Source organism: Streptomyces sp. NPDC026206 (genome assembly GCF_040638465.1).
Classification (GTDB): domain Bacteria; phylum Actinomycetota; class Actinomycetes; order Streptomycetales; family Streptomycetaceae; genus Streptomyces.
Genome location: NZ_JBEZYL010000037.1, coordinates 1 through 16,578 on the forward strand (window position 1 = coordinate 1; position 16,578 = coordinate 16,578).

A 16,578-nucleotide genomic window follows, 5' to 3' on the forward strand; every position below is an offset into this window, starting at 1 on the left:
AGTCGGCGTGGACTGGCCGGCCTACTACGCCGGCACCGGCGCCACGCACGTCGCGCTACCCACCTACGCCTTCCAGCACGAGCGGTACTGGCTGGTGCCGGGAGCCGGTTCGGGTGCCGCGGCCGGGCTTTCGCCGGTGGAGCATCCGATTCTGGCGGCGGGGGTACAGATCGGTGACCGGGACGAGTGGGTGTTCACCGGCCGCCTGTCCACCGACGCCCAGCCCTGGACGCGCGATCACGGGATGCTCGGTGTGGTGATCCTGCCCGGCACGGCGCTGGCCGAACTGGCCCTGACGGCCGGGCGTGAGGCGGGCTGCCCGGTGCTCGACGAGCTGGTGCTGGAGGCACCGGTGCCCCTGGAGGACGGTGTTCCCTTGCAGTTGCAGGTCACCGTGGGCCAGGCCGGTGAGGACGGCCGCCGCGAAGTGGCCGTCTACACGCGCCCGGCGGCCAGTGAGGAGGACGAGCTGTCGGAGGCGACGTGCCATGCCCGCGGCTGGCTCGCCACGGACGGGGAACCGGCCGCACCATCGGGGATACCGGCCGAGTGGCCGCCGGCCGGTGCGGAACCGATCCCGGTGGACGGCTTCTATGCGACTACGGCTGAACTGGGCTACGACTACGGCCCGATGTTCCAGGGAATACGGGCCGCATGGCGCTCCGGTGACGAGCTCTACGTCGAGGTGGCGTTGCCCGACGGCGCCGGCGGCGAGCGATTCTGTGTCCATCCGGCCCTGTTCGACGCCGCGGGACACAGCGTGCTGCTCGGCAAGGAGGAGGGATCCGCCGCGGAGCTGCCGTTCTCGTGGTCGGGGGTGCGGCTCGGGCTGAGCAGCCTCTCACCGGTGCGGGTGCGGATCACCGCGGCGGGAGAGTCCACGTACCGGGTGGACGTCTTCGGCGAGCAGGGCGAGCCCGTGGTGAGTGTGGACGAGCTCGTCACCCGCCCGGTGGAGCAGGCACAGCTTGAGGCCGCCCGGCGAGGTGGGCAGCGTTCGCTGTTCCAGCTGGACTGGGCCACGGTGACGACCGGTTCGGCGAACCCGGCGCGACTGGCGGTTGTGGGCGAACTGGCCGCCGAAGGTGAGCGGTTCGCCGATCTGGCGGCGCTGGAGCAGGCGCTGGCCGATGGTGCGGCCGCCCCGGAGTTGGTGCTTGTCGAGGCCCCCTCCGTGGTGGGTGACACGGCGGAGGCGGCGCGGACGGTCGCCATGCGCGGGCTGGAGCTGGTGCAGCGCTGGCTGGCCAGTGAGCGGCTCGCCGAATCGCGGCTGGTGATGGTGACGCGCAGGGCCGTCGTGGCGGGCGACGAGACACCGGACGTGGCACAGGCCGCGGTATGGGGTCTGGTGCGCAGCGCCCAGTCCGAGCACCCGGGCCGCTTCCTGCTCGTCGACCTCGACAACGACGACGAGCCGGAGTGGGGCGCGCTGCTCGACCTGGACGAACCCCAACTGGCCGTTCGGGACGGACAGCTGCTGGCGCCGAGGCTCGGCCGGGCCCCGGCGGGCCCGTCGGACGACGTGCGGTCGCTGGACCCGGACGGCACGGTGCTGATCACCGGTGGTACCAGCGGCCTGGGCGCACTGGTCGCCAAGCACCTGGCCGAGTGGCACGGCGCCAGGCAGTTGCTGCTGGTGAGCCGTCGTGGCACGGCCGCCGAGGGCGTGGAGAAGCTGGTCGCCGAGCTGGAGGCGTTCGGCGCCCGGGCTAGGGTCGCCGCCTGTGACGTGACGGAGCGCGATCAGCTGGCGGAGCTGCTGGGTTCGTTGGACCGGCCGCTCACGGCGGTCGTGCACGCGGCTGGTGTGCTCGACGACGGTGTCGTCGAGTCGCTGACCGCTGAGCAGGTCGAGCGGGTCATGCGTCCCAAGGTCGACGCGGCGTGGCACCTGCACGAGCTCACCGCCGGGATGCAGCTGTCGGCGTTCGTGCTCTTCTCCTCGGTCACCTCACTGATCGGTACCCCGGGTCAGGCGAACTACGCGGCGGCCAACGCCGCCCTGAACGCGCTCGCACATCAGCGACGTGCCGAGGGCCTGGCGGCAAGCTCCCTCGCCTGGGGCCTTTGGGCCGACACGGGCGGCATGGCGGGCGGGCTCGACGAGACCGAGCTCACCCGCCTGGAGCGGATCGGCGTGGGCGCGCTCCCGGCCCAGCTCGGGCTGGAGCTGTTCGACCAGGCGCTGGGGCTGGACGCGGCGCTGCTGGTCCCGGTCCGGCTGGAGCTGGCCGCACTGCGGGTACAGGCACGGTCGGGCAGGCTGCCCGCGTTGTTCCGCGGGCTGGTGCGCGCGCCGGCCCGCCGCGCCGAAGCCGGCGGGTCGCTCGTCCAGCGGCTGGCCGGAGTCGCGGAGGCCGAGCGGGAGCAGGTGGTGCTGGGGCTGGTGCAGGCCCAGGTCGCCTCGGTCCTCGGCCACGCCGTGCCCACCGCGATCGCTCCCACGCGGGCGTTCCAGGACCTCGGGTTCGACTCGCTGGCCGCGGTCGAGCTGCGTAACCGGCTGACCCAGGTCACCGGTGTGCGGCTGCCGTCCACACTGGTCTTCGACCATCCCACCCCGGTGGCGGTCACCCAGCTGCTCCTCTCCTCGGTCGAGAGCAGCGCCGCCGAGCCGCCCATCGATCAGGAGCTGGACAGGCTCGAGGGCCTGCTCGCCGGGATCAAGGCCGGCGAGAAGCAGCGCGTGGCCGGGCGCCTGCGCACGCTGCTGGCCGCCGTCACCGACAGCGGGCAGCAGCAGCCCGTCAGCGAGCGGGCGCAGATCGAGTCGGCCACCACCGCGATGGAGATCCTGCAGTTGATCGACCTTGGCCTCGGCGAGGCATGACGAGTGCTGTGGCACGTCCGGACTACCCAGGAAGAACACGGTCATGAGTTTTGACAGCAACGATCCACAGCAGCAGAAGCTCGTCGAGTCCCTGAGGCGGGTGGCCGTCGATCTGAGCGAGACCCGGGCACGGCTGCGGGAGTACGAGGACCGTGCGAGCGAGCCGGTGGCGATCGTCGGTATGAGCTGCCGCTACCCCGGCGGTGTGACGTCGCCGGACGAGTTGTGGGAGCTGGTGACTCAGGGGCGCATCGGTACCTCGGAGTTCCCGGCCGACCGTGGCTGGGATCTTGAGCGGCTGTACGACCCGGACCCCGATCACCCGGGTACCTCCTACACGCGCTCGGGCGGGTTCGTGGACCGGGTGGGCGAGTTCGACGCCGAGTTCTTCGGCATCAGCCCGCGTGAGGCGATGGCCATGGACCCCCAGCAGCGGCTGCTGCTGGAGGGTGCGTGGGAGGCGTTCGAGGGCGCGGGCATCGACGTGACCACGTTGCGGGGCAGCGACACCGGTGTCTTCTGCGGCGTGATGTACCAGGACTACGGGTTCGTCGCGGGCATGAGCGACCGGCGGGACGAGATCGAGGGCTACCTCACCATCTCGTCCTCCGGCAGCGTCGCCTCGGGTCGGATCAGTTACTCGTTCGGTTTCGAGGGACCGGCTGTGACGGTGGACACGGCCTGCTCCTCGTCGCTGGTGGCCTTGCACCTGGCGGCGCAGGCACTGCGGGCGGGCGAGTGCTCGCTGGCGCTGGCCGGTGGGTCGACGGTGCTCGCGCGGCCGAACGTCTTCGTCGAGTTCAGCCGGCAGCGCGGGATTTCGGTGGACGGCCGGTGCAAGTCCTACGCAGCCGCCGCCGATGGCGTGGGCTGGGCCGAGGGCTCGGGGCTGGTGCTGCTGGAGCGGCTGTCGGACGCGCGCCGCAACGGTCACCGGATCCTGGGCCTGCTGCGCGGCAGCGCGGTCAACCAGGACGGTGCGAGCAACGGCCTGACGGCGCCCAACGGTCCCTCGCAGGAGCGGGTGATCCGGGCAGCACTGGCCAACGCCGGTCTGAGCCCGGCGGACGTGGATGCCGTGGAGGGCCACGGCACCGGCACGAAGCTGGGCGACCCGATCGAGGCACAGGCCCTGCTGGCGACCTATGGCCGCGAGCGTACCGATGGTCCGCTGAAGCTGGGGTCCATCAAGTCCAACATCGGCCACACCCAGGCGGCCGCCGGTGTCGCCGGTGTGATCAAGATGCTGATGGCCATGCGGCACGAGACGCTGCCCGCCACCCTGCACGTCGACGCGCCGTCGCCGCACGTGGACTGGGCCGCGGGTGAGGTCGAGCTGCTGACCGAGCCGCAGGCGTGGCCCGCCTCGGAGCGGCCGCGTCGTGCGGGTGTGTCCTCCTTCGGCGTGGGCGGCACCAACGCACACGTGATCCTGGAGGAAGCGCCGGCCGAGGAGCAGGCACCGGCCGAGGAGCAGCCCGCAGAGCTGACGGTGGTGCCTGTGCCGCTGTCCGCCCGGAGCGAGGCAGCGCTGCGCGAGCAAGCCGACCGCATACGGGCGTCGATGATCGCCCTGCCGGATGTCACCTTCCAGGACGTCGGTTTCTCGGCGGCGACGACGCGCGCGCACCTGGAGCGCCGTGCAGTGGTGGTGGCCCCGGATCGCGGGGCACTGCTGAGCGGCTTGGGAGCGCTGTCCGCAGGTGATCCTGCGGTGCATGTCCTTGAGGGCCATGTGGTGGGTGGGAACACGGTGTTCGTGTTCCCCGGCCAGGGGTCGCAGTGGGCCGGTATGGCGGTGGAGTTGCTGGAGTCCTCGCCGGTTTTCGCGGCGAGGATCGCCGAATGTGGTGAGGCGCTGTCGGAGTTCGTGGACTGGCGCCTTGAGGATGTTCTGCGCGGGGTCGATGGTGCTCCGTCGTTCGAGCGGGTCGACGTGGTGCAGCCGGCGCTGTGGGCCGTGATGGTGTCGCTGGCGGCGTTGTGGCGGTCGTTCGGTGTGGAGCCCTCGGCGGTGGTGGGGCACTCGCAGGGTGAGATCGCCGCTGCTGTGGTGGCGGGCGGGCTGTCGCTGGTGGACGGTGCGCGGGTGGTGGCGTTGCGGAGCCGTCTGGTGCTGGAGCGGCTGGCGGGGCTGGGCGGCATGGTGTCGGTGGCGTTGCCGGTGGAGCAGGTCGAGAAGCTGCTGGAGCCCTATGAGGGCCGCGTCTCGGTTGCCGCGGTCAATGGTCCGGCGGCGGTGGTGGTCGCCGGTGAGCCGGGGGCGCTGGACGAGCTGATCGCGGTGTGTGAGCGCGAGGAGGTGCGGGCGCGTCGGGTGGCGGTGGACTATGCCTCGCACTCGGCTCAGGTGGAGGGCATCGAGGACGAGCTGCTCCAGGTGCTGGCGGGCATCGAGCCGGTCACCGGCCGCATTCCGTTCTACTCGACCGTCGTCGGTGGGTTCATGGACACCGCGAAGCTTGACGCCAGGTACTGGTACGGGAACCTGCGGGGCCGGGTCGGGTTCGAGCCCGCGGTGCAGGCTCTGATCGACAACGGTGCGGGCCTCTTCATCGAGGCGTCCGCGCACCCGGTGCTGACCATGGCGGTCGAGGAGACCGTCCAGGCACGTGACGCGGAAGCCCGGGTGCGGGCGATCGGTTCGCTGCGCCGTGACGAGGGTGGACTGCAGCGGTTCGCCCTGTCTTTGGCCGAGGCACATGTGGCCGGTGCGGGCGTGGACTGGTCGGCGTTCTACGCGGGCACCGGTGCCCAGCAGGTGCCGCTGCCCACCTACTCGTTCCAGCGTGAGCGGTACTGGCTGGTACCGCAGGCCGGGGCCGCAGACGCGGCCGTGGCCGGGCTGGGCCGGGTGGAGCATCCGGTGCTGGCGGCGGCGGTCCAGGTCGGTGACCGGGACGAGTGGCTGTTCACCGGCCGGGTCTCGCAGGACGCACAGACCTGGACCCGTGATCACATGGTCTTCGAGTCCGTGCTGGTGCCGGGCGCGGCCCTGGTCGAGATGGCCTTGACGGCCGGTCGCGAGGTCGGTTGTCCGGTGCTGGACGAGCTGGTCCTGGAAGCGCCGCTGGTGCTGGAAGAGGACATCGCCCGGCAGATTCAGGTCGCGGTCGGTCAGGCCGGTGAGGACGGTCGTCGCGAGGTGACCATCTTCTCCCGTCCCGAGTCCGGTGGTGAGGGCGAGCACCGTGAGGTGACCTGCCACGGTCGTGGCCGGCTGGTCGCGGACGCGCAGCCGTTGACGCCGTTTCCGCTGCAGTGGCCCCCGGCCGATGCCCGGCCGGTCGACGTCGACGGCCTCTACGCGCGGCTGGCCGACATCGGGCTGGACTACGGTCCGCTGTTCCAGGGCGTACGGGCCGCATGGCGCTCCGGTGACGAGGTCTACGCCGAGGTGGCGTTGCCCGACGGCGCCGGAGCCGGGGGATTCGGCGTCCATCCGGCACTGTTCGACGCCGCCCTGCACGGCGGGATGCTCGACAAGGACGCCGGGTCGCCGGTGGACCTCCCGTTCTCCTGGTCGGGAGTGCGGCTCGGCCGGACCGGCCTCACCCGGGTGCGGGTGCGGATCGGCTCGACGGGCGGATCCGCACTCCGCATCGACGCGGTCGACGACGACGGCGCCATGGTCATGGCAGTCGACGCCCTGGCCGTCCGCCCGATGGACCAGGCGCAGCTGCAGAGCGCACAGCGCAACAAGCAGAACTCGCTGTTCCAGGTCGACTGGGCCACTGTGACGGCCGGGCCGTCGAAGTCGGTGCGGCCGGCGGTTGTGGGTGAACTGGCCGCCGAAGGCGAGCGGTTCGCCGACCTGGCGGCGCTGGAGGAGGCGCTGGCCGAGGGTGCGGCCGTCCCGGAGGCGGTGCTTGTCGAGGCCCCGTCCGCGGTGGGTGACACGGCGGAGGCGGCTCAGACGGTCGCCGTGAACACGCTGGAGCTGGTGCAGCGCTGGCTGGCCAGTGAGCGGCTCGCCGAATCGCGGCTGGTGATGGTGACGCGCAGGGCCGTCGTGGCGGGCGACGAGACGCCGGACGTGGCACAGGCCGCGGTGTGGGGTCTGGTGCGCAGCGCCCAGTCCGAGCACCCGGGCCGCTTCCTGCTCGTCGACCTCGACAACGACGACGAGCCGGAGTGGGGCGCGCTGCTCGGCCTCGACGAACCCCAGCTGGCGGTGCGCGAGGGCCGGTTGCTGGCGCCGCGGCTCGGCCGGGCGCCCGCCGGTGCGGCCGGTGACATGTGGCGGCTGTCCATCGCGCGGAAGGGGTCGTTGGACAACCTGGCGATCGTTCCGTCCGAGGGTGGCCAGCCGCTGGGCGTGGGCGAGGTGCGGGTCGCGGTCCGGGCCGCGGGCCTGAACTTCCGTGATGTGCTGATCGCGCTGGGGATGTACCCGGGCGAGGCGCCGCTGGGCAGCGAGGCCGCGGGCGTCGTGCTCGAGGTCGGCTCGGGCGTGACGGACCTGGCGCCGGGTGACCGGGTCTTCGGCCTGATCACGGACGCCTTCGGACCGGTGGCGGTGGCGGACCGGCGCACGGTCGCGCCGATCCCCGCGGGCCTGTCGTTCACCGAGGCGGCGGCCATCCCCGTGGTGTACCTGACCGCGTACTACGGCCTGGTCGATCTGGCCGGCCTGCGTGCCGGTGAGCGGCTGCTGGTGCATGCCGCCGCCGGCGGCGTGGGCATGGCGGCGGTGCAGCTGGCCCGCCACTTCGGAGCGGAGGTGTTCGCCACCGCGAGCCCCTCGAAGTGGGATGCGGTGCGCGATCTCGGCATCGGTGACGAGCGGATCGCGTCCTCGCGTGATCTGGGCTTCCGGGACGCCTTCCTGTCGGCCACCGACGGGGCCGGTGTGGATGTGGTGCTCGACGCCCTCGCGGGTGAGTTCGTCGACGCATCGCTGGAGTTGCTGCCGCGTGGTGGCCGGTTCATCGAAATGGGCAAGACCGACATCCGTGATCCGGAGGTCGTCGCACGCGAGCACGCGGGAGTGCGGTACCGGTCCTACGACCTGCTGGAGTCGGGACCGGCGCGGATCCAGCAGATGCTGGTCGAGATCAGCGCGCTGTTCGAGCAGGGTGTGCTGGTGCCGTCGCCGATCCGGACGTGGGATGTACGCCGTGGTGCGGACGCGTTCCGCTTCCTGCGCGAGGGCCGCAACATCGGCAAGGTCGTGCTGACGGTTCCGGCGCCGCTGGACCCGGAGGGCACGGTACTGATCACCGGTGGTACCGGTGGTCTGGGTGCGCTCTTCGCCAGGCACCTGGCGGAGCGGCACGGTGCGAAGCGGCTGTTGCTGGTGAGCCGTCGCGGTGCGGCCGCCGAGGGCGTGGACAAGCTGGTCGCCGAACTGGAGGCACTCGGTGCCCAGGCCCGGGTGGCCGCGTGCGACGTGTCCGATCGTGCCGCACTGGCGGACCTGCTCGGTTCGTTGGAGCACCCGCTCACGGCTGTCGTTCACTCAGCGGGTGTACTCGATGACGGTGTGATCGACTCGCTCACACCGGAGCAGGTGGCGCGGGTGATGCGTCCCAAGGTGGACGCGGCATGGCATCTGCATGAGCTCACCGCCGGGATGGAGCTGTCGGCGTTCGTGCTCTTCTCCTCGGCAGCCGCACAGCTGGGCAACCCGGGCCAGGCCAACTACGCGGCCGCGAACGCCGTCCTGGACGCACTGGCCCATCAGCGGCAGGCCGAGGGGCTGCCGGCCAGTTCTCTGGCCTGGGGCCTGTGGGCGGACACGACCGGCATGACCGGCGAGCTGGACGAGGCCGATCTGGCACGTATGGAGCGGACGGGTGTCGGCGCGCTCCCAGCCGGACTCGGACTCGATTTGTTCGATGAATCGCTCGGCCTGGATGCGGCCTTGCTGGTGCCCATCCGGTTGGACCTGGCCGCGCTGCGGGCCCAGGCACGGGCGGGGACGCTGCCGGCACTGCTGCGCGGGCTGGTGCGCACACCGGCACGACGTGCCGAGTCCGCGGGCGGGTCGCTGGCACAGCGGCTGGCCGGGGTGGCGGAAGCCGACCGCGAGCAGGTCGTCCTCGAAGTCGTGCAGGCGCAGGTCGCCGCCGTCCTCGGACACGCCTCCACCGCCGCGGTCGAACCGGACCGCGCGTTCAAGCAGATCGGGTTCGACTCGCTGGCCGCGGTCGAGCTGCGCAACCGGCTGACCCAGGCCACCGGGCTGCGGTTGCCCGCCACCCTCATCTTCGACCACCCGACACCGGTGGCGGTCGCGCGACTGCTCCTCAAGGACGTCGGCGGCGGCACCCGGGAGAAGGACCGCTCACCATTCGAAGAGGAGTTGCAGAAGCTCGAAGCGCTGCTGATCACGGTGGCGAGCGACGAACAGCAACTGGCCGGGATCGAACCGCGGCTGCGCTACCTCAGCAATCGGCTGAGGACCGTTCTCAGCGGGACCGGCGGCCGGCCGGCCGACGCTGAAGAAGAGTCCGACGAAGACCTCGATTCGGTGTCCGACGACGACATGTTTGAACTGATCGACAAGGAGCTCGGGTCGGCATGACCGAAAACGGGGGCGCTGTGCGCGAGGGATCGATGAACGACGAGCAGAAGCTTCGTACCTACTTACGGAAGGTGACCACGGAGCTGCGCACGGCGAATCGTCGCGTGCGCGAGCTGGAGCAGCGCGAAGCCGAGCCGCTGGCGATCGTGGGCATGAGCTGCCGCTACCCCGGTGGCGTGGCGTCGCCGGACGAGTTGTGGGAGCTGGTGGCGTCGGGCCGCGACGCGATGTCGGGGCTGCCGGCCGACCGCGGCTGGGACCTGGAGCGGCTGTACGACCCGGATCCCGACCGGCCCGGGACGGTGTCCGCGAGCGCGGGCGGCTTCATCGAGGGCGTCGGCGACTTCGACGCGGAGTTCTTCGGGATCAGTCCCCGCGAGGCGCTGGCGACCGACCCGGCCCAGCGGTTGATGCTGGAGGCGGCCTGGGAGGCGTTCGAGGACGCCGGCATCGACCCGTCGTCGCTGCGCGGCAGCGACACCGGTGTGTTCACCGGCGCGGTGACCTCGGACTACGGCGGCACGATGCTGCCGGAACTCGAAGGGTTCCGCCTGACGGGCACCCAGGGCAGCGTGGTGTCGGGCCGTATCGCCTACAGCCTGGGGCTGGAGGGGCCCGCCGTCACGGTGGATACGGCGTGTTCCTCGTCGCTGGTGGCCATGCATCTGGCGGGGAAGGCCCTGCGGGCGGGCGAGTGCTCGCTGGCGCTGGTCGGCGGCGTGACCGTGCTCGCCGGGCCGTTCCTGTTCGTCGAGTTCAGCCGGCAGCGGGGCCTGGCACCGGACGGACGGTGCAAGGCGTATGCGTCGTCCGCGGACGGGACGGGGTTCGCCGACGGCCTGGGGCTGCTGGTGCTGGAACGGCTCTCGGACGCACGGCGCAACGGCCACAACGTCCTCGCCGTGGTGCGCGGCAGTGCGATCAACCAGGACGGCGCGAGCAATGGTCTGACGGCGCCGAACGGTCCGTCGCAGGAGCGGGTGATCCAGCAGGCGCTGGCGAACGCGGGACTGAGCGCGGCCGAAGTCGACGCGGTGGAAGGCCATGGGACGGGCACGCAGCTGGGTGACCCGATCGAGGCGCGGGCGCTGCTGGCGACCTATGGTCGCGAGCGGACGGACGGTCCGCTGAGGCTGGGGTCGATCAAGTCGAACATCGGGCACACCTCGGCTGCGGCCGGTGTGGCGGGTGTGATCAAGATGGTCCAGGCGATGCGGCACGGCGTGCTGCCCGCCACGCTGCACGTGGACGAGCCGTCGCCGCACGTGGACTGGGCCTCGGGCCAGGTCGAGCTACTGACCGAGGCGCAGGAGTGGTCCGCTTCCGGGCGGCCGCGCCGTGCGGGCGTGTCGTCGTTCGGTATCAGCGGCACGAACGCGCACGTGATCCTGGAGGAGGCACCGGCCGAAGCGCCGGTCGAGGACGAGGTGCCGGCCGAGGCTCCTGCGGAGCGTGCTGTCGGCGCGGTGCCGGTGCTGTTGTCGGCTCGTGGTGAGGCGGCGTTGCGTGCGCAGGCCGGTCGCCTGCGGGCGCGTCTGCTTGCGGATCCCGGGCCGGGGCTTGCGGACGTGGGCTTCTCGTCGGTGACGTCGCGGGCGCTGCTGGAGCAGCGCGCGGTGATTGTGGCGTCCGATCGTGAGCGGTTGCTGGCGGGACTTGAGGCCCTTGCCGGTGGCGAGCCTGCCGCTGGGGTGGCCGAGGGCCGCCAGGTCACCGGCAAGACCGCGTTGTTGTTCACGGGGCAGGGTGCGCAGCGGGCTCGTATGGGTGCGGAGCTTGCCGCCTCGTTCCCCCGCTTTGCTGAAGCACTGGATGAGGTGTGTGCCGAACTGGATCCTCTGGTGGGGCGGTCGGTGCGTGGTCTGCTGACCGCTGAGGAGGGTTCGGCGGAGGCCGGGCTGCTGGACTCGACGCAGTACACGCAGGTCGCGTTGTTCGCCGTCGAGGTGGCGTTGTTCCGCCTGGTGGATTCGCTGAATGTGCGGCCGGACTACCTGATCGGGCATTCGGTGGGAGAGGTGGCGGCTGCGCATGTCGCGGGTGTGCTGTCACTGGCGGACGCGTGTGCGCTGGTGGTGGCGCGGGGCCGGTTGATGGGTGCGTTGCCGGCCGGCGGTGCCATGGTCGCGGTGCAGGCTGATGAGGCCGAGGTCATGGCGTCGCTGACCGGTTTCGAGGGCCGGCTGGAGATCGCGGCGGTGAACGGGCCGCGTGCGGTGGTGGTGTCCGGTGATGCGGATGCCGTGGAGGAGTGGCTGCCGCAGTGGCAGGGGCGTAAGACGTCGCGGTTGCGGGTGTCCCATGCGTTTCATTCGCCGCGGATGGAGCCGATGCTGGCGGAGTTCGAGGCGGTGGCGCGGGGGCTGCGGTTCGAAGAGCCGCAGATCCCGATCGTCTCGAATGTGACGGGCGGGCTGGTGTCCTCGGAGGTTACCGATCCGGGGTACTGGGTCCGGCATGTGCGGCAGGCGGTGCGGTTCGCCGATGGCGTGCGGACCTTGTGGGACCTGGGTGTGCGGCGGTTCCTGGAGCTCGGTCCGGATGCGGTGCTGACCGCGATGGCACGGCAGTGCCTCGACGACGAGGCCGCGGATGTGCTGCTGGTGGGCGCGTTGCGTGCCCGCCACTCCGAAGCCGAGTCCTTCGCCGGCTTCCTCGGTCAGGCGCACGTCGCGGGTGCCGGGGTGGACTGGGCCGCGTTCTACGCGGGCACCGCGGCGAAGCAGGTGGCGCTTCCGACGTATGCGTTCCAACGCGAACGGTACTGGCTGGCCCCGGACACCGGCGCCGGCGATGCGGCTGCGGCCGGGCTGGGCCGGCTCGATCACCCGTTGCTCGCGGCGGCGGTCTCCGTCGGTGACCGGGACGAGTGGGTCTTCACCGGCCGCCTGTCCACCGACACGCAGCCCTGGGCCGCCGAGCACATCCTCCTGGGCAACATCGTGGTGCCGGGCACCGGGCTGGTCGAGCTGGCGCTCGCCGCCGGCCGGCGTGTCGGAAGCCGGGTCCTCGAGGAGCTGGTGCTGGAGGCGCCGCTGCTGCTGGAGGACGGCGTCGCACGGCAGCTGCAGGTCACCGTCGGTGAGGCCGACGAGGACGGCCGCCGGGACGTGGCCCTCTACTCGCGCCCGGATACCGGCGTGGAGGACGGCGAGCGCGACGTGACCTGTCACGCGCGAGGCATCCTCACAGCTGTGGCCGAGCCCGTCGCGGCGTGGCCCGCGGTGTGGCCGCCGGAGGGCGCGGAGCCGCTCGCGATCGACGCGCTCTACGACCGTCTGACCGACCTCGGCTATGACTACGGCCCGGTCTTCCAGGGAGTGCGTGCCGCCTGGCGCAACGGTGACGAGACCTACGCCGAGGTGGAACTCCCCGACAGCAACGACGGCGAGGCCTTCGGCATCCACCCGGCACTGTTCGATGCCGCGCTCCAGAGCGGTGTGGTCCTGCTGACCGACCGCGACAGCAGCGGGCACCGGATGCCGTTCAGCTGGACCGGTGCCCGGATCGACCAGCTGGGCGTCTCCCGGCTGCGCGTCCGTGCGGTCGCGACCAGCGACTCCTCGATCCGGCTCGACGCGGCCGACGACTCGGGAGCCGCGGTCGTCTCGGTCCGGTCCATCGCCGTTCGCCCGGTCGAGCAGGCCAAGCTCGAGAGCGCGCAGCGCACCAAGCAGAACTCGTTGTTCCAGGTCGACTGGGCCGCTGTCTCGGCCGAGGACGCCGCCGGGCCCGCCCGGGTCGCGTTCCTCGTCACGGGTGACACGGACGCGGACAACCGCTACGCGGACCTGGGCGCGCTGGAGCAGGCACTCGCCGACGGCGCCGCGGCACCGGAGGTCGTCGTCGCCGCGATCGAGGCCCCGGCCACTGCCGGCGGCATGGCGGTGTCGGCTCGGACCGTCGCCGTGAGCGCGCTGGAGCTGGTGCAGCGGTGGCTGGCCAGTGAGTGGCTGACCGACGCCCGGCTGGTGGTGGCGACCCGTAACGCCGCCCCGGTGGGCGATGAGACGCCGGATGTGGCGCAGGCTGCGGCGTGGGGTCTGCTGCGCAGTGCCCAGTCCGAGCACCCGGGCCGGTTCGGGCTCGTCGACCTCGACGTCGACGTCCACGCTCCGGACTGGGGTGCGCTGCTCGCCGTGGACGAACCTCAACTGGCCGTGCGCGAGGGCAGGCTGCTGGCGCCCCGGCTCGGGCGCGCCGACATGACGGCCGCGCACGAGACAGGGCCGCTGGACCCGGAGGGCACGGTGCTGGTCACCGGTGGTACCGGTGGTCTGGGTGCGCTCTTCGCCAGGCACCTGGCGGAGCGGCACGGTGCGAAGCGGCTGTTGCTGGTGAGCCGTCGCGGTGCGGCCGCCGAGGGCGTGGACAAGCTGGTCGCCGAACTGGAGGCACTCGGTGCCCAGGCCCGGGTGGCCGCGTGCGACGTGTCCGATCGTGCCGCACTGGCGGACCTGCTCGGTTCGTTGGAGCACCCGCTCACGGCTGTCGTTCACTCGGCGGGTGTGCTCGATGACGGTGTGGTCGAGTCGCTGACCGCTGAGCGGGTGGCGCGGGTGATGCGCCCGAAGGTGGATGCGGCCTGGCATCTGCATGAGCTGACCGCCGGGATGGAGCTGTCGGCATTCGTGCTCTTCTCCTCCGTGGCGGCCCTGATGGGCAGCCCCGGCCAGGCCAACTACGCGGCGGCCAACGCCACCCTCGACGCCCTCGCGGCGACGCGGCGTGCGGCGGGCCTGCCGGCCACCTCGCTGGCCTGGGGCCTGTGGGCCGAGGCGGGCGGTATGGCGGCCGAGCTGGACGAGACCGATCTGGCACGGCTGGAGCAGATGGGCGTCGGTGCGCTGTCGGCCGAGCTCGGGCTGGAGCTGTTCGACCAGGCGCTGGGGCTGGACGCGGCGTTGCTGGTGCCGGTCCGGCTGGAGCAGGCCGCACTGCGGGCGCAGGCGCGGACCGGGAGGCTGCCGGCGTTGCTGCGTGAGCTGGCTCCCGTGCCGGCCCGCCGTGCCGGAGCGGGCGGGTCGCTCGCCCAGCGGCTGGCCGGGGTGGCGGAGGCCGACCGCGAGAAGACCGTGCTGGAACTGGTGCAGACGCAGGCCGCGGCCGTCCTTGGACACGCTTCCGCCGCCGCGGTCGGCGCCGACCGGGCCTTCAAGGAGCTCGGCTTCGACTCGCTGAGCGCTGTCGAGCTGCGCAACGGCCTGACCCAGGCCACCGGCGTGCGGTTGCCCGCCACTCTGATCTTCGACCACCCCACCCCGGTGGCGGTCGCGCGGCTGATCCTCACCGAAGTCGGCGCGGTCGCGGCGGCTCCGCGGCCCGCGGCACGGTCGCGGCGGCGGGCGGAGGCCGACGAGCCGCTGGCGATCGTGGGTATGAGCTGCCGCTACCCCGGTGGGGTGACCTCGCCGGACGAGCTGTGGGAGCTGGTGGCGTCGGGCCGCGACGGAATGTCGGGGCTGCCGACCGACCGCGGCTGGGACCTGGAGCGGCTGTACGACCCGGACCCGGATCACCTGGGGACGCTGTACACGCGGGGCGGTGGCTTCCTGGAGCGGCCGGGCGACTTCGACGCGGAGTTCTTCGGCATCAGCCCGCGTGAGGCGCTGGCGATGGATCCCCAGCAGCGGTTGATGCTGGAGGCGGCCTGGGAGGCGTTCGAGAACGCCGGCATCGACCCGTCGTCGCTGCGCGGCAGCGACACCGGTGTGTTCACCGGCGCGGTGACCTCGGACTACGGCGGGGCGAACTCGCCGGAGCTGGAGGGCTACCGACTGACGGGCACAACGACGAGTGTGGTGTCGGGCCGGCTCAGTTACACCTTCGGTCTCGAAGGCCCGGCGCTGTCGGTGGACACGGCGTGCTCCTCGTCGCTGGTCGCCATGCACCTGGCTTCGCAGGCACTGCGGGCCGGGGAGTGCTCAATGGCGCTGGTCGGCGGCGTAACGCTGATGGCAAGCCCGTACCTGCTGACGGAGTTCAGCCGGCAGCGTGGTCTCGCTCCGGATGGGCGGTGCAAGGCGTACGCGGCGGCTGCGGACGGCACCGGGTTCGCCGATGGTGTGGGCCTGGTCGTACTGGAGCGGCTGTCGGATGCGCGGCGTAACGGTCACAAGGTGCTGGCCGTGGTGCGGGGCAGCGCGGTCAACCAGGACGGTGCGAGCAACGGCCTGACGGCGCCGAACGGTCCCGCGCAGGAGCGGGTGATCCGGGCAGCACTGGCCGGCGCCGGTCTGAGCCCGGCGGACGTGGATGCCGTGGAGGGCCACGGAACGGGCACGCAACTCGGCGACCCGATCGAGGCGCAGGCCCTGCTGGCGACCTATGGCCGCGAACGTACCGATGGTCCGCTGAAGCTGGGATCCATCAAGTCCAACATCGGCCACACGTCGGCGGCGGCCGGTGTGGCGGGTGTAATCAAGATGGTGATGGCCATGCGGCACGGTGTGCTGCCGGCCACCCTGCATGTGGACGAGCCCTCGCCACACGTGGACTGGGCCTCGGGCGAGGTCGAGCTGCTGACCGAGGCGCAGGCGTGGCCGGCCTCGGAGCGGCCGCGGCGTGCGGGTGTGTCCTCGTTCGGGATCAGCGGGACGAACGCGCATGTGATCGTGGAAGAGGCGCCGGCCGAGGACCGGACGCCGGTGGAGGCTCCGGCGGACCGGGCGCCCGGCGCGGTGCCGGTGGTGGTGTCCGCGCGTGGTGAGGAGGCGTTGCGTGCGCAGGCCGACCGCCTACGTGAGCGGCTGCTCACGGACTCCGAGCTGGGGCTTGCCGATCTCGGATTCTCGTCGGTGACGTCGCGTGCGCTGCTGGAAAACCGCGCCACGGTCGTGGCATCCGATCGTGAGGAGCTGTTGGCCGGGCTGACAGCCCTTGTTGACGGCCAACCCGCGGCCGGTGTGTTCGAGGGCCGTCAGGTCCCTGGTAAAACAGCAGTGTTGTTCACCGGTCAGGGTGCGCAGCGGGCGCGTATGGGCGCGGAGCTTGTCGCATCGTTCCCGCGGTTTGCCGAGGCTCTGGATGAGGTGTGTGCGGAGCTGGACCCGTTGGTGGGCCGCTCGGTGCGGGAGTTGCTGTCCGCCGAGGACGGGTCGGCAGAGGCTGCCCTGCTCGATGCGACGCAGTACACGCAGGTAGTGCTGTTCGCTGTCGAGGTGGCGTTGTTCCGCCTGACCGAGTCGCTCGGTATACGGCCCGACTACCTGATCGG

General features: G+C 71.9%; 3 protein-coding genes. All 3 read left to right on the forward strand.

What is annotated here, in order from left to right; genetic code table 11:
• A partial coding sequence (locus tag AB0F13_RS27360) for an SDR family NAD(P)-dependent oxidoreductase (RefSeq protein ID WP_362087747.1) occupies window positions 1–2,833 on the forward strand: 2,833 nt, incomplete at its 5' end.
• 43 nt (window positions 2,834–2,876) lie between these two features.
• The gene (locus tag AB0F13_RS27365) at window positions 2,877–9,362 is read left to right on the forward strand and encodes an SDR family NAD(P)-dependent oxidoreductase (protein ID WP_362087750.1); all 6,486 of its coding nucleotides are present in this window, start codon (window positions 2,877–2,879) and stop codon (window positions 9,360–9,362) included.
• Window positions 9,359–16,578, forward strand: a 7,220-nt coding sequence (locus AB0F13_RS27370; protein ID WP_362087753.1) for a type I polyketide synthase, incomplete at its 3' end; no start/stop codon positions are given. The genes AB0F13_RS27365 and AB0F13_RS27370, both read left to right, overlap by 4 nt.

What these genes read in the sequence shown, in the direction of transcription:
- AB0F13_RS27365 (WP_362087750.1), top strand. Translation starts at nt 2,877, where the DNA reads ATGAGTTTTGACAGCAACGATCCACAGCAGCAGAAGCTCGTCGAGTCC.